The organism is Corynebacterium sp. NPDC060344 (genome assembly GCF_042725215.1).
Taxonomy (GTDB): Bacteria; Actinomycetota; Actinomycetes; order Mycobacteriales; family Mycobacteriaceae; genus Corynebacterium.
The window spans coordinates 296,585-314,514 of sequence record NZ_JBHXCS010000003.1; the positions used below are offsets into that span (position 1 = coordinate 296,585).

At 67.9% G+C, this 17,930-nt stretch carries 17 protein-coding genes; 11 read left to right on the top strand and 6 right to left on the bottom strand.

The window, feature by feature from the left end:
- Positions 1–2: 2 nt before the first annotated feature.
- Together moaC and glp are read right to left on the bottom strand one after the other, a co-directional pair.
- Positions 3–470, bottom strand: coding sequence for a cyclic pyranopterin monophosphate synthase MoaC (moaC, locus tag ACFWGD_RS06250; RefSeq protein WP_377777767.1), 468 nt, complete (start codon positions 468–470; stop codon positions 3–5).
- Positions 471–526: 56 nt separating this feature from the next.
- Positions 527–1,978: a gephyrin-like molybdotransferase Glp gene (glp, locus tag ACFWGD_RS06255; RefSeq protein ID WP_377777730.1), complete on the bottom strand. Its 1,452-nt coding sequence runs from the start codon at positions 1,976–1,978 to the stop codon at positions 527–529.
- Positions 1,979–2,012: 34 nt separating this feature from the next.
- On the opposite strand from glp, the gene ACFWGD_RS06260 reads away from it, so the two are divergent.
- Positions 2,013–2,444: a molybdenum cofactor biosynthesis protein MoaE gene (locus ACFWGD_RS06260; protein WP_377777732.1), complete on the top strand. Its 432-nt coding sequence runs from the start codon at positions 2,013–2,015 to the stop codon at positions 2,442–2,444.
- Between the two features lie 86 nt (positions 2,445–2,530).
- On the opposite strand, the gene ACFWGD_RS06265 is transcribed toward ACFWGD_RS06260, so the two are convergent.
- Positions 2,531–2,806: a MoaD/ThiS family protein gene (locus ACFWGD_RS06265; protein WP_377777733.1), complete on the bottom strand. Its 276-nt coding sequence runs from the start codon at positions 2,804–2,806 to the stop codon at positions 2,531–2,533.
- Between the two features lie 94 nt (positions 2,807–2,900).
- A complete protein-coding gene (moaA, locus tag ACFWGD_RS06270) occupies positions 2,901–4,049 on the bottom strand; it encodes a GTP 3',8-cyclase MoaA (RefSeq protein WP_377777734.1) in 1,149 nt (382 codons plus the stop codon).
- A 145-nt stretch (positions 4,050–4,194) separates the two neighbouring features.
- Between moaA and nadD the strand changes: the two genes are divergently transcribed.
- The 7 genes from nadD (at position 4,195) to holA (ending at position 11,434) form a co-directional block, all read left to right on the top strand.
- On the top strand, positions 4,195–4,965 hold the full coding sequence (nadD, locus tag ACFWGD_RS06275; protein ID WP_377777735.1) for a nicotinate-nucleotide adenylyltransferase: 771 nt from the start codon (positions 4,195–4,197) through the stop codon (positions 4,963–4,965).
- Between the two features lie 9 nt (positions 4,966–4,974).
- Positions 4,975–5,433 (top strand): ribosome silencing factor, encoded by a 459-nt coding sequence (gene rsfS / locus ACFWGD_RS06280; RefSeq protein WP_377777736.1) that lies wholly within the window; start codon positions 4,975–4,977, stop codon positions 5,431–5,433.
- A 101-nt stretch (positions 5,434–5,534) separates the two neighbouring features.
- Positions 5,535–6,194, top strand: coding sequence for a histidine phosphatase family protein (locus tag ACFWGD_RS06285; RefSeq protein WP_377777737.1), 660 nt, complete (start codon positions 5,535–5,537; stop codon positions 6,192–6,194).
- On the top strand, positions 6,191–7,477 hold the full coding sequence (locus tag ACFWGD_RS06290; protein ID WP_377777738.1) for a DegV family protein: 1,287 nt from the start codon (positions 6,191–6,193) through the stop codon (positions 7,475–7,477). The genes ACFWGD_RS06285 and ACFWGD_RS06290 overlap by 4 nt, the downstream gene beginning before the upstream one ends.
- A 108-nt stretch (positions 7,478–7,585) precedes the next feature.
- Entirely contained in the window at positions 7,586–8,452 is an 867-nt protein-coding gene (locus ACFWGD_RS06295) for a helix-hairpin-helix domain-containing protein (RefSeq protein ID WP_377777739.1), read from the top strand.
- A 17-nt stretch (positions 8,453–8,469) separates the two neighbouring features.
- Entirely contained in the window at positions 8,470–10,392 is a 1,923-nt protein-coding gene (locus ACFWGD_RS06300) for a ComEC/Rec2 family competence protein (protein ID WP_377777740.1), read from the top strand.
- Between the two features lie 49 nt (positions 10,393–10,441).
- Positions 10,442–11,434, top strand: a complete 993-nt coding sequence (gene holA / locus ACFWGD_RS06305; RefSeq protein ID WP_377777741.1) for a DNA polymerase III subunit delta — start codon at positions 10,442–10,444, stop codon at positions 11,432–11,434.
- A 156-nt stretch (positions 11,435–11,590) separates the two neighbouring features.
- On the opposite strand, the gene rpsT is transcribed toward holA, so the two are convergent.
- A complete protein-coding gene (gene rpsT, locus ACFWGD_RS06310) occupies positions 11,591–11,857 on the bottom strand; it encodes a 30S ribosomal protein S20 (RefSeq protein ID WP_377777742.1) in 267 nt (88 codons plus the stop codon).
- A gap of 486 nt (positions 11,858–12,343) precedes the next feature.
- Entirely contained in the window at positions 12,344–13,030 is a 687-nt protein-coding gene (locus ACFWGD_RS06315; RefSeq protein WP_377777743.1) for a type II toxin-antitoxin system PemK/MazF family toxin, read from the bottom strand.
- A 101-nt stretch (positions 13,031–13,131) separates the two neighbouring features.
- Here ACFWGD_RS06315 and lepA point away from each other — a divergent pair, with 101 nt between their 5' ends.
- The 3 genes from lepA to ACFWGD_RS06330 form a co-directional block, all read left to right on the top strand.
- Positions 13,132–14,982 carry a translation elongation factor 4 gene (gene lepA, locus ACFWGD_RS06320; protein WP_377777744.1) on the top strand — a complete coding sequence of 617 codons (1,851 nt, stop codon included), beginning with the start codon at positions 13,132–13,134 and terminating at the stop codon, positions 14,980–14,982.
- 166 nt (positions 14,983–15,148) lie between these two features.
- Complete coding sequence (locus ACFWGD_RS06325; RefSeq protein ID WP_377777745.1) at positions 15,149–16,243, top strand: hypothetical protein; 1,095 nt, start codon at positions 15,149–15,151, stop codon at positions 16,241–16,243.
- Between the two features lie 1,166 nt (positions 16,244–17,409).
- The coding region (locus tag ACFWGD_RS06330; protein WP_377777746.1) for a transposase at positions 17,410–17,930 on the top strand (521 nt) is incomplete at its 3' end.

Below are 17,930 nucleotides of genomic sequence, written 5' to 3' on the forward strand. Positions count from 1 at the left end.
GCCTACGGCCGCGTCCAGTCGCCGGACCGGCCGCCGGACTTGGCCACGATGCGGCAGTTCTCCATCGCCGCGGAGCGGTCGACGCCCTTGACCATGTCGACGATCGCCAGCGCGGCGACGGTGACGGCGGTCAGGGCCTCCATCTCCACGCCGGTTCGGTCGGCGGTGCGGACGGTGGCGGTGAGCAGCACGCGGTCGTCACCCCACTCGACGTCGACCTCGCACCCGTGCACGCCGATGACGTGCGCCAACGGCAGCAGATCGGGCACCTTTTTCGCGGCGGCGATGCCGGCGATGCGCGCGACGGCGGCGACGTCGCCCTTGGGGACGGTGCCGTCGCGCAGTGCCGTCATCACCTCCGGCGAGCACGTGACCTCGCCTTTCGCCGTCGCCGAGCGGACGGTGGGCTGCTTGGCGGTGACGTCGACCATGCGGGCCGCGCCGCGCGCGTCGAGGTGGGTGAATCGCATGCCGGGCTCCGCTTCGGGCTTGTCGGTGGGCTCGGCTGCGGGCTTGTCGGTGGAGCTCATGAGTGTCGGTCCTTTCCGCGGCGCAGCGCGGGGTCGAGGGGGATGGCGGTGAGTCGGTCGCCGGGGCCGTACGCCTCGGGGGCGGGCCCCGCTTCGGGCAACACGAGCAGCGCGTTGGCCCGATGCAGGCTGGCGATCAGGTGCGATCCGAGGCCGCGCTCGTGCACGGGCCGCGCGCGCCCGCCGTCGACGATGACGGGCACGAACCGGACTTTGCCGCGCCGCCCCCGGAACTCGGCGTCGGCAATGACGTCGATGAGCGGCAGGTCCGGCAGGGCGGGATCAGTGCGGTGAGTGTCCGGCTGCTGGTCTCGCTTGACGACGTCTCGGCCTTCCCCCATCCCGGCCATCATCGCCAGCAGGGGGCGCAGGTACAGGATGGCGGAGACGAAGACGCTCACCGGATTGCCGGGCAGTCCGAGCAGGACGGCGCCGCCGATGCGGCCGCGCGCCTGCGGGCCGCCGGGCTGCTGGCGGAGCTTGTAGAAGGAGATGTCGGCGCGGCCTTCGGCGGCGAGCGTCTTCACGGGGTCGAATGCGCCGGCGGAAATGCCGCCGGAGGTGACCACGACCTCGGCGTCGGCGGCGGCGCGGGCCAGTGCGTCGGCGAGTTCATCGGCGGTGTCGCCGCTGGCGCGGACGACGGTGACGTCGGTGCCCCAGCCGCGCACGAGGGTGGGCAGCAAAATGGCGTTGGAGTCAGGGATCTGCCCGGGCCCCGGCGTCTGACCGGGGGCGACGAGCTCGGCGCCGGTGGCAACCACCGCAACGCGGGGGCGGGCGAAGACGGGCAGCTCTTCGTGGCCGATGCTCGCCGCAGACGCCAGCGCCGCCGCCGACAGCACCTCGCCGGCGCGCAGGACGACGTCGCCGACGCCGACATCCTCGCCGGCGGGCCGCACGTGGGCGCCCGCGGAGACTCCGGCGGCGACCTCGGCGGACACGGTGATGGTGGCGGGGCAGGGGCGCGGGCCGGGGGCGGAGTCGGTGTTCTCGACGGGGATGACGGCGTCGGCGCCGTCGGGCACGGGCGCGCCGGTCATGATCCTCGCCGCGGTCCCCGGCGCCAGCGGCTCCGGCGCAGTGCCGGCCGGGATGTCCGCGGAGACGGGCAGCGTCACGGCCGCGGCACCGGCGTCATCGGTGTCACCGTGCGCCGCCGCGGCCGCTTCGCCTGTGCCCCCGCCACCGGCCCGCGCCAGTCCACCGGCCAGGTCGGCGGCGCGCACGGCGAACCCGTCCATGGCCGAATTGGTGAACGGCGGCACGGGCAGTTTCGCTGCGACGTCGTCGGCCAGCACCAATCCCGCGCAGTCCGCCAGGGGCAGGGTGGTCGGGGTGGGGGCGGGGACGTCGTCAAGCACGGCCCGCAGGTACTGCGCAACGGTCAGCGGGCCCTGCGGCGCCGCGCCGGATTCTGCATCGCCGCCGGTGGCGGGGGAATTCATCGCGCCATCATCGCCTTTCGTGCACCATGGTGGGGTGATTGAGATTGTAAGTGCGGGAGTGTCCGAATCGCCGTTGGATCCTGCCGAGGCGTCGGCCGCGGTGGGCGACGACCGCGCCGGGGCCGTGGTGTCGTTCACTGGCGTCGTGCGCAATCACGACGGTGGCCGGGCGGTCGATTGGATCGAGTACAGCTGCCACCCGAAGGCCGGCGAGGTCATCGCGGCCATCGCCGACAAGGCGGCCCGCGAGTTCGACGGCCGTGGCGTGCATCGCCTGTGGGTGGGGCACCGGGTGGGCAAGCTCGTCGTCGGCGACGTGGCGTTCCTGGTCGCGGCATCGGCGTCGCATCGTGCGGAGGCGTTCGAGGCGTGCAGCTGGCTCGTCGAGGAGGTCAAGCGCGACATCCCCGTGTGGAAGCGCCAGGTTTTCCCCGACGGCAGCCACGAGTGGTCCAACAGCGCGTAGCGGCAAGCGGAGGCTTGACGGCTTGTGCTTGACGGCAGGAGCTTGACGGCACGTGCTTTACGACGCCCACCCCCCACCCCTTCGCCCTACCCTCCGGCAAAGGGCGGCAGCACGTCGAGCTGGTCGACGGTGGCGGGGCGGTCCAGATCGCGAATCAGCTCGCCGGCGGCGAAGACCGCGGAGCCGTCGACGATGCGGGCGAGTCGGCCGTTGCCCTCGGCGCCGCGCAGCAGCACGTCGCGGTAGGTGTCGCCGTCGGTGACGGGCACGTCGATGGACGGCCGGCCGGCGGCTTCGGCGGCGGAAGCGAAGAACGTCAGGGTGGCCGTCCGCGTGCTCGCGGCCGTGGGGGAGTCGGTCATGGCGTGCTCCTTTGAACTGGAAGTCGGCTAAACGTGAAGGTCGGCTGAACGGGAAAATCTGCGTCGGCGATCTCGGCGATGCGGGTCAGCGGCGCTATCCGCCGATGGCGGACATGCCGCGGTCGGGCTGCAGGAACGACGGGTCGTCCATGCCGTGGCCGGGCCGTTTGGCGGCCATTTCGCCGAGCCACGCCGCCGCGAGATCGTCGTCGGACGCGCCGTCGCGCATGAGATCGCGCAGCGGCCGCTCGCCCCGGGAAAACAGGCAGTTGCGGATCGCCCCATCCGACGTCAGCCGCGTGCGGTCGCACGCACCGCAGAACGGCCTGGTCACCGACGCGATGATGCCGACCTCGCCGCCGCGGTGGGCGGTGCCGGTGTGCTTGCCGACGCCCGCCGCCACATCCCACAGCGCCGCCGGGGCATCGCCGCGGGGCTCGGGAGACGGGGACAAGTCGAACTCTTCGCCGAGGTCTTCGAGGATCCGGTCGGCGGTGACCATGGAATCGCGCAGCCACTGGCCCTTGGGGCCCAGGGGCATCTCCTCGATGAACCGCAGCTGGTAGCCGCGTTCGAGGCAGAAGTGGAGGAGCTCGACGGCCTGGTCGGCGTTCTGCCCGGGCATGAGCACGGTGTTGATCTTGATCGGGGCGAAACCGGCGGCGTCGGCGGCGTGGAGGCCGGAGAAGACGTCGTCAAGCCTGTCCCTGCGCGCGAGGAGTGAATAGGACGCCGGGCGAATCGAATCCAGCGACACGTTGACGCGGTCGAGCCCGGCGGCGGCCAGGCGATCGGCCTGCCGGGCGAGGAGGATGCCGTTGGTCGTCAGAGCTGTATCGGGCGTGCGGCCTTCGTCGGTGCGCAGGTCCTTGGTTGCGGCGATGATGTCGGCCAGGCCCGGGCGCAGCAGCGGCTCGCCGCCGGTGAAGCGGACCTCGCGGATGCCCAAGCGTTCCACGCCGAGGGTGATCAGGCGGATGATCTCGTCATCGGTGAGCAGGTCACGGCCGGGAATCCAGTCCATGCCCTCGGCCGGCATGCAATAGGTGCAGCGCAGGTTGCAGCGGTCGGTGACGCTGACGCGGAGGTCGCGGGCGACGCGGCCGTGGGAGTCGGCGAGTACGGCCCGCGGCCGGTCCAGGGTCGCGGCGGATGCGCCGGATGTGGCGGACGATGCCCCCGAATGAGCGCCCGTCGCAGCGCCAGACCCACGGTGGGGGCGTCCGGACACGTGCGCGTTCATGTGTCCGATCGTACGGATCGGCCCCGCTGCGGGCAATTGCGAGTCGTGGATTCTCATTTGAACGATCATCCGGAAACGCACCCTCGGGTGAAATGCGCTCACCGCCGATTATCCGCCACCACCTGCGGCGGGTACGATTCCCGCCATGCCGGAAGACCAGTTTGAGCCGACGAGCGGCCGCATGGGGGGCAACGGTGGCGTCGTCAAGCGAAACGAACCGACCCCGCCGCGGGCGCTGACCGCGCGCTCCGACCGCCCGCGCCGCATCGGCGTCATGGGCGGCACGTTCGACCCGATCCACAACGGCCACCTGGTGGCCGCAAGCGAGGTCGCCGACCGGTTCGCGCTGGACAGCGTCATTTTCGTGCCCACCGGCGAACCGTGGCAGAAGCGCGACCGGCGCGTGAGCGACTCCGAGGACCGCTACCTGATGACGGTCATCGCCACCGCCTCCAACCCGCGCTTCACCGTCTCGCGCGTGGACATCGACCGGCCGGGCGCGACGTACACGATCGACACGCTCAACGACCTCAACGCCCAATTCCCCGACGACGAACTGTTCTTCATCACCGGCGCGGACGCGCTGCAGAAGATCGTCACCTGGCGGGACTGGGAGAAGATGTTCGACGCCGCGACCTTCGTCGGCGTCAACCGCCCCGGCTTCCACCTCGTCGAAGACGAACTGCCCGACGTCGACCGCGCCCGCCTGCACCTGGTGGACATCCCCGCCATGGCGATCTCGTCGACCGACTGCCGCAAGCGCGCCGCCGACGGCCGCCCGGTCTGGTATCTCGTACCCGACGGCGTGGTGCAGTACATTGCCAAAAGGGGCTTGTACCAGGACGTGCAAGCCGAAGCGCAAGCCCACACCACCTCGCCCGCGGGCGGGGACGACAATCCGAACAACGGGAGCTGAATTCCACTCGTGACCGCATCCACCGAGGCCGCCAACCTGGCCACCATCGCCGCCCGGGCCGCCGACCGCATGAAGGGCGAGGACATCGCCGTCCTCGACGTCTCCGGACCCCTGGTGATCACCGACGCGTTCGTGCTGGTCAGCGCCGACAACGAGCGCCTGGTGTCGGCCATCGTCGACGAGATCGAAGCCGACCTGCGCGACGCCGGCGCCAAGCCCGTGCGCCGCGAGGGCATCCGCGAGGGCCGGTGGGCCCTGCTCGACTACGGCCAGCTCGTGGTCCACATCTTCCGCGACGAAGAGCGCGACTTCTACGGGCTCGACCGCCTGTGGAAGGACTGCCCGCGCATCGAGGTCGAGGGCGTCGAGCAGAACGCCGTCTCCGGTGCCGCCGACGCGTCGCGCAACGCCCGCTCGATCGACGAGATCCCGCTGGCCGCCCCCGAGCCCGACGCCGACGAGTACTAGATAGCCGCGGGGCGGGCCGGTTCCGGTCCCGCTTGATCCAGCCTGACCCAGCCCCGGCCCCGCCTGAACCCGCCCAGCCCGATCCGAGAGAGGACGCGCCGATGCCCCCCGTCGCCGCCCGCCGCCTGCTGTTGCTCCGCCACGGCCAGACGACGTACAACGCCACGCGCCGCATGCAGGGGCAGCTGGACACCGAGCTGTCTGCCGAGGGCGTGGCCCAGGCCGAGCGGGCGGCGGCGCACATGGGCCGCCGCGAGCGCGACATCCGCCGCATCGTGTCGTCGGATCTGCGCCGCGCCGCCGAGACCGCGGAGGTCGCCGGGCGGGTGCTGGGCATCGACGTCGAGCGCGACTCTCGTTTGCGCGAGACGAATCTGGGCGAGTGGCAGGGCCGCACGCACGGCGAGATCGATTCGGGCTACCCCGGCCAGCGCGCCACGTGGCGCCATGACGCGACGTGGGCGCCGCCGGGTGGCGAGACCCGCGTCGAGGTCGCCTCCCGCATGCGCGCCGTCGTCGACGACTTGCTCGACGACGCCTCCTGGCCCGGATCCACCTTCCTCCTCGTCGCCCACGGCGGGGCGATCGCCGCGCTGACGGCGTCGCTGCTGGACGTGCCCATCAGCCATTACACGATGTTCAACGGCCTGCGGAACACCGCGTGGGTCGAGCTGACCGCCAAGCCCCGGCCGGATGGCGAGCTCGGCTGGTACCTCGGCGCGTTCAACGCGGAGCTTTTCGACGAGGAGATCGGCCAGTGACTGCCGCGCAGCCGCACGCGGCCGGTCGCGTCCAGATCGTGGTGGACGAGTCGGCGTGCGTGGGGGAGGACGTCGCAAAGCAGCATGGCATCACCGTGGTGCCGCTCAACGTCGATGAAGTCGACGGGGAGCAGACCACGTCGGCGATCGGGCCGCTGCCGCTGTGTGCCGCGTACGCGCGGGCGCTGGAGCGCGGCGGCGATGCCGGCGTGGTGGCGCTGCACCTGGGCAAGGGGCTGTCGGCGACGTGGTCGAATGCCGTGACCGCCGCGGCCGTGCTGGACCGGGTGGCCGTGGTGGATTCGTCGATGATCGGCGCCGGGATGGGCGCCGCGGCCGTCGCCGCCGCCGAAAAGGCCGCCGAGGGTGCGGATCTGGACGAGTGCGTCGCCGTCGCCGAGGACGTGCTCAAGCGCAACCGCCTGTGGCTCTACGTGCCCAAGCTCGAGCCGCTGCGCCGCGGCGGCCGGATCTCCACCGGCCAGGCGGTGCTGTCGACGGCGCTGGCGATCAAGCCGATCGTCGGCATCCAGGACGGCGCGCTGGGGCTGGTGGCCAAGTGCCGCACCGAGGCGAAGGTGCTGGACAAGCTCGTCGACCTCGCCGCCACCGAGGCCGCAGGCCGTCCCGCTCACGTCATGCTGCAGCATTCCGGGGCGGGCGAGCGCGTGGAGGAACTCCACGCCATGCTGTCGCTGGAGCTTCCCGACGGCTCGACGTTCGACATCGTCGACCTGCCTCCCGCGCTCGTCGCGCACACCGGGCCCGGGGCGTACGCGCTGGGAATGGTCGTGGCGGAGGAGTCGGGGGCGGCGGGCTCGGCTGGCTCCGCGGGTTCGGTGGGCAATGGTGGCGAGGCCGGTCGAGCTGGTGGAGAGGGCGGCGCGAGTGGTTCGGGTGATGCTGGTGATTCGGGTGCTGCGGCCGGCTCCGTCGACGCGGCGCTGCCGCCGACCGCGGTGATCGGCCGCGACACGTCGCCGCTGTTCACGACCGTCGCCGCGAAGCTGCCGACGTGGTCCGAGAACCGCCGCGCGGCCATCGAGAAGGCCGAGGCGCTGGCCCACGCGATCGCCGAGTTGGCGCGCCGCGACAAGTCCGACCCCGAGGGCGCGGCGTTCGGCCGCGATGCCCGCGAGGAGGCGGCGCAAAAGGCCGCCGATCGCGCCAATGGCGGTGCCGTGGACAACACCGGTGCCGCTGACACCGGTGTCTCCGACACCGGCGACGACGTTTCGGGGACCAGCGGCGATACGCACCACGGCGACGCCACAACGCAGTAGCCGCAGCGCTTTTCACGGTTGTCCACAGGGCCCGATTTATCCACAATCGGGGCGGATCCGGACCGTCGTCAAGCTCCTGAAGTGGCCTCGCGGGCTTAGCGTGCGGGCGTGGATTCGTTGCGTTCGCGTTTGGGTGACCTGCTGGAGCCGGTGCCCGCCGAGGAGGCGATGCCCGTCGACTATTCGCGGCGGCGCATCGCCGTGGGCCGCCGCACGGTGGTGGCCGTGGCGATGGCCGGTGCCGTCGTGTTGGTCGCGCTGGTGGCGGGGTGGGCGCTGTCGCGCGGGCCGGTGGTGGACATGCCGGTGGTGGATACGTCGCTTGTCGACGCCGGGCAGCCGCGCCCAGCCGGGTCCGCCGCGACGGATCCCGTGGCGGGGGCGGCGGCGCCGGGTGGGGTGCCGGGAAATGCAGTGCCGCCGGTGTCACCTGCGGAGCCTCCGCCGGCGGAGATCATCGTGTCGGTGGTGGGGATGGTGCATCACCCGGGAGTGGTCACCGTCCCCGGCGTCGCCCGTGTGGCCGACGCCATCCACGCCGCCGGCGGGATGCTCCCCGAGGCCAGTCCGGCCAGCGTCAACCTGGCGGCGCCGTTGGTCGACGGGCAGCAGATCTTGGTCGGGCCGAATCCGCTGCCGGAGTTGTCGACCGGCGGAACGGCTGCTGGGGCGGGAGCTGGTGGCGCAGGCGGTGGCGCGGTTGGTGGAGAAGGGGGAGCTGGCGGTGCCGGGGGAGCAGGCGCAGAGGGTGGTGGTGGTGGTGGTGGTGGCGGCGGCGGCGCGGGGCTGGTGAACATCAACACGGCGTCGGCGTCGGAGCTGGAGGCAGTCACCGGGATCGGGCCGGCGACGGCGAAGAAGATCGTCGCCCACCGCGAGGCCAACGGCCCCTTCGCCAGCGTCGACCAACTTGAAGAGGTCCCCGGCATCGGCCCCGCCAAACTCGAGGGCATGCGCGCCGAGGTGACGGTGTGATGGATGAGCGTGGCGGTGTGACCCGGCCCCGCACATATTCCTTGGCCGATCCCGCCCCGCAGCCACCGGACGCCGGCCCCGCGATCCCGCCGCTCGGCCTGGACATGCGGCTGGTGCCGGCCGCCATCGTCGTGTGGGCGGCGACGGCGATCACGCTTGCCACCTCGTCGACGACGCCGCTGGGCTGGGTGCTGCTTGTGGTGGCGGTCTTCACGGCGGCGGTGGCGTGGCGCCGGCACGCGCCGACGGTGGCGCTGCCGGCGGTGGCGGTGATCGTCGCGGTGGCGGGCACGCTCATCCGCCGCGCCCGCGCCGCCGCCCACCCCATCGCCGAGCACATCGATGGCGTCCACAAGACGCGCCTGACGCTGACCACGACGCCGAAGACCACCGACCACGGCGCGACTGCCGAGGCCTCCATTACCGGTCTGCCCGGGCGCGTCCGCGTTTTCGGCGATGAGCGCCTGCTCGACCATGACCGGGGCACGGTGCTCGATGCTTACGCGGGAATCTCCGCCTCGGACCGGCCGTCGCTGTCCGGGGTGGTGGCGTCGGTGCGGGGGACGGTGGACGTCGTCAAGCTTCCCGATGACCACATCACCCGCGTCCGCGATGGCCTCCGCGATGCCGCCGCGCGGCTGTCGACCGGCCCTGACCGGCTGATTCCCGCGATGACGCTGGGCGACGAGCGTGGGTTCGCCGCGGCCGACCAGGACATGATGGTCGACTCGGGGCTCGCCCATCTGACGGCGGTGTCCGGCGCGAACGTCTCGCTGATCGTGGGCGCGGCGGTGTGGGCCTTCGCGTGGGCGCCGCCGCGGTGGCGGGTGGTGGTCGCGGCGGTGACGCTGGCGGCGTTCGTGGCGGTGGTGGGCACCGAGCCGTCGGTGCTGCGGGCGGTGATGACGGGCGTCGTCGGCCTGCTCGCCGTGCTGCTCGGGCGGCGGGGGCAGGCGTTGCCGGCGCTGATGGCGGGGACGATCGTGCTCATCGTGGCGTTTCCGGACCTCGCGGTGTCGATTGGGTTCGCGCTGTCGATCGCGGCGACGGCGGGGCTGGTGCTCGCCGCGGCGCCCATGACGCATCGGCTGCTGCGCATTCCCGGGGTGGCGCGGGTGCCGGCGCCGCTGGTTCGGGCTGCCGCAGTGGCGTTGGTGGCGCACATCGCGACGGTGCCCGTCCTCGCGCTGACGTTGGGCGAGGTCAGCCACATCTCCGTCCTGGCCAACCTCGCCGCGGCGCCCGCGGTGGCGCCGGTAACCATCCTCGGTTCGCTCGCCGCCGTCGCCGCGCTGCTGGGGCTCGGGCCGGTGGTGACGGTGCTCGTCTACGCCGCAGCGCCCTTCGCCTGGTGGGTGTGGGCGGTGGGGCACGCGGCGGCGGGGATGCCGGGTGCGGCCGGCGAGATGGGGGCGATCGGCTTGGCGGTGTTTGTCGCGTTGGCCGTCGCCGCGATCGCGTGGCCCGCCGTCGCCGCTGCCGTGACGGTGGTGGCGGTGGCCGCGGCGGGCGTGGTCATCGCACTGGGCTGGCACATTCCCGCCGCGCCGCCGGGCTGGATCCTCGGCGCCTGCGTCGACGGCGGGCGGGTGCGGGTGGTCACCGCCGCCTCGCTTGACGACGCTCACGCCCCCTCCCTCCCGCGCCCCTGCCGCCTGGCACTGGAGAGGGGAGTGGCCGGGCACGTCGACGCCTCGGAGACGGAGGTGTACTCCACGCTCGATGACGTGGTGGAGTCGGTGGGCGGGGCACCACGGTGGATCGTCGTGGAAAAGTGCGGGGATCGGGCGCGGGGCCGCATCCGCACCGCCGAAGGCATTCCCGTCGTCTGCCCGGTCCGCGACGGCACGCATGCGCTGTACCCGGATGGTGCGGTGTGGCGGAGCCAACCCGGGGAAGGCCGATCCGGGAATCACAAATCCGGGGACGGTCCGCCGTGATGGGTCGGCCTGGAAATGACCAATCCGGGGAGTCTGGCACGATGGGGGAGTGACTCAGACGATGCCCGCACCGGTGAACGTGATCGTCGGCAAGGAAGGGCTGCTCATCGACCGCGCCCGGTTGGCCATCATCGCCGCCGTGCGCCGCTCCGCCGCCACCGCCGGCGATCCCGAGGGGCGCTCGGTGCCCATCACGGACCTGCGCGGCGGCGACTTGACCACCACCGAACTGGTCGATCTGCTCAGCCCGTCGCTGTTCGGCGAGGACCGCATCATCGTGCTCACCGACTGCGACGCCGCGGGCAAGGAACCGGCCGACCTCATCGTGCAGGCCGCGGGCGACCCGGCCCCGGGCATCACGCTGATCCTGCAGCACTCGGGCGAGGGGCGGCAGAAGAAGATGGTCGCCGACCTGCGCAAGACTGGCGCCCAACTCTTCGAGGCCCACCCCATCAAGCGCAACGACCTCCCCGGCTTCGTGCGGGGCGAGTTTCAGGCGCACCGGCTGCGGGTGTCGCCGGACGTCATCGACGCGCTGCTCGACTCGGTGGGATCGGATCTCCGGGAGCTGGCCACCGCCGTCTCCCAGCTGGTGTCGGATACCGGCGGCAACGTCACCGTGGATTCCGTGCGCACTTACTACGGGCGCACGGCGGAGGTGTCCGGCTTCGAGGTCGCCGAGCTCGCTTTGACCGGCCGCGGTGCGGATGCGCTGGCATTGGCGCGACGGGCGATGCAGTTGGGCGTCCCACATGTGCTGTTGGCGTCGGCGCTGTCGGGCATGGTCGGCGATGTCGCCAGGCTGCACGCGGCGCGCGGGGTGAGCAATCGCGATGCCGGCCGGTACGGGATGCCGCCGTGGAAGCTGGAGAAGACCCACCGCCTGGCGTCACGGTGGTCGACACCGGCAATCGCTCAGGCCGCGCAGATCATCGCCGAACTCGACGCCGGCGTGAAGGGATGGGCGGCCGACCCGGAGTACGCCGTGGAGAAGGCGGTCGTCGACATCGCCGCCCTGGCCCAGTCCTCGCACCGCCGGTAGCGCCGCACATCAGGCGTCGGCAAGCTCCGAGGAGCCGTCGCAATCGGAGACCCCCGCTTCCCCACGCATGCACAAGCGCCCCCGCCGAAAACTCGGCGGGGGCGCTTGAAGGCTGCGGGCGCGATGGTTGCCCATCGGGCGTCGTCAAGCGAGGTTTTAGCCCTCGATCTTGTTGACGGACTTCGCCAGCGCGGACTTCTTGTTCGCCGCGTTGTTGCGGTGGAAGACGCCCTTGGACACGGCCTTGTCGAGCTTGCGCGACGCGACGCGCAGCTGCGCCTCGGCACCGGACTTGTCGCCGGCCTCGACGAGCGCGCGGAGCTTGCGCACCTCGGTGCGGACCTCCGAGCGAACGGCCTGGTTGCGGACGCGCGCCTTCTCGTTGGTCTTGATGCGCTTGATCTGGGACTTGATGTTAGCCATGTGAATACCTCTTGTATCCGTAGTCGGTGATGGTCCGCGGCTCCCGGGAGTGGCCCGGCCCCGGCGCGTCCGCGGCGAACCCAAGGTCCTGATCGCCTGCGGCCACGCGAGACTCGCGTAAACAACTTGAGCGACTCTACCAGGTGGGGGCCGGTGCGGCGAAATTCAAGATCAGAGTTTTCGCGGCCGTGACGGTGGCCACGAAAACTCTGAAGTTGAAGAAAAGGGGGCCCGGAAATTCAATCTCGGAGTTCTCGCCGACTCTGGAGGGCAGACGAAAACTCCGATCTTGAATCGGTGGGTCCGAACCCATCAACGTCCGGCGGGTGCGGGCCCGTGACCTGGGGGAATGTGGGCATGTACTGCAGGGCCCTGTGAGCGTTCGGGTGGGGCAGAGGGGCGCGGACTCGTCGCCAACGGCTCTGCGGGGCTTGTGGCGCACACGGTGCTTTACGACGCCCACGCGGCATCGAGGGGCGGCCGACACTAGCTCCAGTGGTAATCGGAGCGGAGGCGGGCGGCGATGCGATCGAAGCGGCGCCGGGGCATGACGGCGCCGGAGCGGCGGATGCCGGCCTCGGGGACTTCGAGGATCTTGTCCAGGCGCACCCACGACGGCCGGCCCTCCGGATCCCACGCGCCGGAGCCGATGAACAGCCAATGCGGGGAATCGGCGTGGCGCTGGTGCGTGGAGATCAGCGCGCCCAGCAGCGTCTGCTTGTGGCGGCCGACGACGACGACGGCGCGTTCGCGGGGCTTTTCGGCGTCGCCCTCGAGAAGCACCGGCGCCCACACGACCTCGCCGGGGTCGGTCTGGCCGTCCATGTCCGGCGCGTAGACGATCGACCGCGCGACCTCGGCGGTGGGCCGTGCCACGGTGGCGGGCTCGCGGCGGGCGAGGCCGTCGTCGTCGGCGTCGGGCATCAAACCGAGCTGCTCGTTGAGCATCCCCAAGCCGCGGTCGAGGGTGTCGCCGCCGCGGAACCACTCCGTCGACGCGATGATCGCCTTCCACGTCCGCGCGCGCCCCCTGCGCCACGTGCGCCGCAGTCCCCGCCCGAGCGCGCCGCGCCGCTTCGACTCGGTGGGCCCCTGGTCGGCGGCGGTGGACGTCGTCAAGCCCGAACCGACCGCGGTGGCGTTGGCTGCGAAGTCGGGTTCGGGGGGCGTCATGACGTACGAGTTTAGCCGAGCCACCCGCGACGGTGCCCGTGCGCGAAACCGGGCCGGGTAGTGTGGGCGGAGAATACCGATGTCCCCCAGTAGTACGGAGCATGGCCAACGTGACCAGGAATTTCGCGGCGCAGACGTTCACGGATCCGAAGCAGATCCGCAATTTCTGCATCATCGCCCACATCGATCACGGGAAGTCGACCCTGGCGGACCGGATCCTGCAGATGTCCGGGGTGGTCGAGGCGCGCGACATGCGCGACCAGTACCTGGACAACATGGACATCGAGCGCGAGCGCGGCATCACCATCAAGGCGCAGAACGTGCGGCTGCCGTGGGTGCCCAAGTCGGGGGCGCATGAGGGCGAGGAGATCGTGCTGCATCTCATTGATACGCCCGGTCACGTGGACTTCACGTACGAGGTTTCGCGCGCGCTCGAGGCGTGTGAGGGCGCGATTCTGCTCGTCGACGCCGCGCAGGGCATCGAGGCGCAGACGCTGGCGAACCTCTATTTGGCCATGGAAAACGACCTGGAGATCATCCCGGTCCTGAACAAGATCGACCTGCCGGCCGCGGACCCGGAGAAGTACTCGGAGGAAATTGCGCACATCATCGGCTGCGAGCCGGAGGACGTGCTGCGGGTGTCGGGCAAGACGGGCGAGGGCGTCGAGGCGCTGATGGACCGCGTGTGCGAGCTCGTGCCCGCGCCGGAGGGGGATGCGGATGCGCCGGCGCGCGCGATGATCTTCGACTCGGTCTACGACACGTACCGGGGCGTGGTCACCTACATCCGCGTCGTCGATGGCCGCCTGGAGCCGCGCGACGTGATCCAGATGATGTCCAACGGCACCAAGCATGAGTTGCTGGAGATCGGCGTCGTGTCGCCGCAGCCGCAGAAGTCGCGGGGGCTGGGCGTTGGCGAGGTCGGGTACCTGATCACGGGTGTGAAGGACGTGCGGCAGTCGAAGGTCGGCGATACCGTCACGTTGTTCAAGAAGCCCGCGGAGCAGGCCCTGGAGGGCTATGCCGAGCCGACGCCGATGGTGTATTCCGGGCTGTTCCCCATTTCGCAGGCGGACTATCCGGATTTGCGTGATGCGCTGGAAAAACTGCAGCTTAACGACGCCGCTTTGACGTTCGAGCCCGAGACGTCCGTTGCATTGGGCTTTGGCTTCCGCGGCGGTTTCCTGGGTCTGCTGCACATGGAGATCACGCGTACGCGTCTGGAGCGCGAGTTCGACCTGGACCTGATTTCCACGGCGCCGAACGTGGTGTACCGCGTGGTCGTGGAGGACGGTTCCGAGGTCGTGGTGCACAACCCGTCCGACTGGCCGGAGGGGAAGCTCAAGGAGGTGTGGGAGCCGATCGTGAAGTGCACGATCATCGTGCCGAGCGAGTTCGTCGGCTCGACGATGGAGCTCTGCCAGCAGAAGCGCGGCGAGATGGGCGGGATGGATTACCTGTCCGAGGATCGCGTGGAGCTGCGGTACACGATGCCGATGGGCGAGATCATCTTCGACTTCTTCGACATGTTGAAGTCGCGCACCAAGGGTTATGCGTCGCTGAATTATGAGGAAGCCGGCGAGCAGCAGGCGGACCTGGTGAAGGTGGACATTCTGCTGCAGGGCGAGGCCGTCGACGCGTTCAGCGCGATCGTGCACCGCGACAATGCGCAGTGGTACGGCAACAAGATGACCAAGAAGCTGCGCGAGCTGATTCCCCGCCAGCAGTTCGAGGTGCCGGTGCAGGCGGCGATCGGAGCGAAGATCATCGCCCGCGAGAACATCCGCGCCCTGCGCAAGGACGTTCTGGCCAAGTGTTACGGCGGCGACATCTCGCGTAAGCGCAAGCTGCTGGAGAAGCAGAAGGCCGGCAAGAAGCGGATGAAGAACATCGGCTCGGTTAGCGTCCCGCAGGAGGCGTTCGTGGCAGCACTGTCGACGGATGGGGAGTAGGGGGTTTCAATCGACGCGAGGGCATGCGCCAATCTCCGCAAACGTGGGAGATCAATCGAAGAAGACTAAATATAAGATCAATCAGAAGATGGCATGCCAAACGAGCTGAATCGCAAGTCAATTGACGCGATAAGTGACGTATCGTGGCTGCAATGGAGGAATTGCGATGATCGAGCTAGTCTTCTTATATGAAAACATCTCTAAAAATTCTAAGTACGATCAAGTAAACACGGCAGCGATCGAAGATGGTGCCGTGGCCATAAAAAGCTTTATTGAACGAGCTATGATCTCAGGTCGCGGCGTACAATTGACTACCCGCTTTGAACGCGTCGAAGACGTGATCAGCGCTAGCCGACGGCACAATTCTCGAGAGACGATGAGATTTTATATATGGCTAGTGCCTTGGCCAGCTAACGCCTTACGGCACGAGTCGGACGTGCCGGACTCTGTCCTGAACCATCAGTCCCATTTCTTCCGTTACGGCCAGTTGAAAGGCATGGAAATGGAACGGGGAAACGTACTTGTTGTAAAGTTGATGGTCGATGCTGCCGTTGAGTATCGGCTTGAAGATATACTTCTACATCCGATCTATCGTGTGGAGGCTGGCGGCTGGCACCTGGCTGCGGCTTGGGCTGCCGCGAGATTCTTCATTAATAAGAGCCTCAATTTGTGTATGCGAGAGCTCATGGCGATTCTTCGTGCCGACAGTACGACACTCCTCCGGAATCGAGCAACAGGTATAGAAACCGTAGTTCCGTGGCGAAAAGCCTACGGAACGATCGCGTACAACCGGATTTCGATCGTGGATGTCATCAAGCCGGGGCCGACGGTATCGGGCGCGGACACCTCATATTGTGTCATATTGCAAGAATATGTAAGAAAGACGCGGAAAGTGGTATCAATGGGAGTTTACCTCGAATACTTCCGCGGAACGAGCATTTTTAATCTCTTTGACGACCTTAACGGCGCTCATCCTCTCTATAGGGGACAAATAAGTGGAATCCGCATGACACCAATTGACGATGCGCAGGGGCGAGCTCCCTCGGTTTTCGACCTTCTCCACCTCGATGCCCTGCTCGTGCTACCCGCGACGAGCCAAGAACTCGAGAACTTTCTCGTTAACCCGCATCCGAAAGCAGTCATGAAGAGACTAGAGAACCTTGGAGCTCTGGGGCTTAAAGACTATGTAAAATTTATGGCAGGACATGGCCTTTCAGATATAGACCCCTATGTCCGCTTGGATGAAAAGACGTCATCATGATTTTTCTGAGTCATTCGCACCGCAATCGGGATACGCTAAAGATGGTCGTTGGGCAAATAAACAAAGTGTTTCCGAGGTTTGATTACAATTCAGGGATTACCGCCACTGGTATCGATGAGATTAACCCTGTTCCGAGAGATCCGATACTCGTTGACTCCTACCTAGAATCACGTTTGGCGACCTGCAAACAGGCTGTGGCAATTGTTACGAGCGAATTCATGGCGAGCCCGTATTGCGTTTTTGAATTGGGATGTTTATCTAGCCGCGTGAGTGAGCAGGCGGTACAGGGTAAAAGCTACCCGATCTCCATTCTAATCCTCATTAGTGAAGAATTTCCACTGGAATCGTTTTCTGAATTCAATGACGAGGGCTCTGTAATCGTTTCGATCTCTGACTTTGAGTCGTGGGATGAGATGAAGCTGCGATCCGTTCTTTTCGAACTATTTCCCTTGATGGGATAATCAACTCGGGCGACTTAAGACCACTTGGATTCTAGCCGTGGCGTCGCGAGTATTGATCTTTCTTGGGGGCGTACGTTAATCAACTACTCCCGCTTGAAAAATGTTTCCCGAAATGGCGCATTCGGACAGGCGGCGAAATTGGCCAACGCGTCCGAGCCGCTGGGCATCTTGTAGGTAAATGTTAAGTTGTGGCCTATGGAACAACTTAGTTGACAACACGGCTTCGCTAGAAAATGCAACGTCATGCGAAGCTGCATCCTCCATTGCCCGTGAAGTTGTGAACGAGTTCCGCACAAGTCGAGCCGCCCAGTGCGCTTTGGGGTCGATGGTGAATGTAGTGGTGCAACCACTCCGGATACTCCCGCGCACGGGAGGCTTCACGATCGCAAGTATCGGCATAGGTTCGTTCACCGGCTAAGTTCCGGTTGAACAGCTCGACTATGTCATTGGTCTGGGCCCGTTAAGGACGCGAAAGCATATGCTCGACCGGCTGGGCAGACAGCACGCTATTGAACAACCTCGGCCTGTATTCGGAGCCGTTAATGGTCAGCCCCGGCTAATGGCGACGCCGTAGCCGGCGAAGAAGGGTTGCGTCCTCTAGCGTGGTGTACCGACCACCTCGGTGACCGCCCCACCCACAACAAGGGCGACCACCGTAGGTACCTTTCGAATCAACTCCTACATCTCCTCGAAAGGCACACCACGATGGCCGCTGCGCCCAATCATATCGACCCCACCACCTACCTCGACGACTTGCTGTCCCAAGCCTCGCCGGACCTGATGCGGCAGATGCTCCAGGACTTCATCAACCAGATCCTGTCGTCCCAAGCCGACACCGTCTGCGGCGCCGACTACGGCCTGATCAGCGATGAACGCACCAACCGCCGCAACGGCTACCGCCACCGCGATCTCGACACCAGAGTCGGCACCATCGACGTCGCGGTACCCAAGCTGCGCCACGGCTCCTTCTTCCCCGACTGGCTGCTCGAACGCCGCAGCCGAGCCGAACAAGCCCTCACCACCGTCATCGCCACCTGCTACCTCAAAGGCGTATCCACCCGACGAATGAACGACCTGGTCGCCACCCTGGGCATCGCCAATCTGTCGAAATCCCAGGTCTCGGAAATGGCCAAAAGCCTCGACGCCATGGTCGAAGACTTCCGCACCCGCCCACTCGATGGCGGGCCTTACCTCTACGTCTCGTGCGATGCGCTGACCATGAAGGT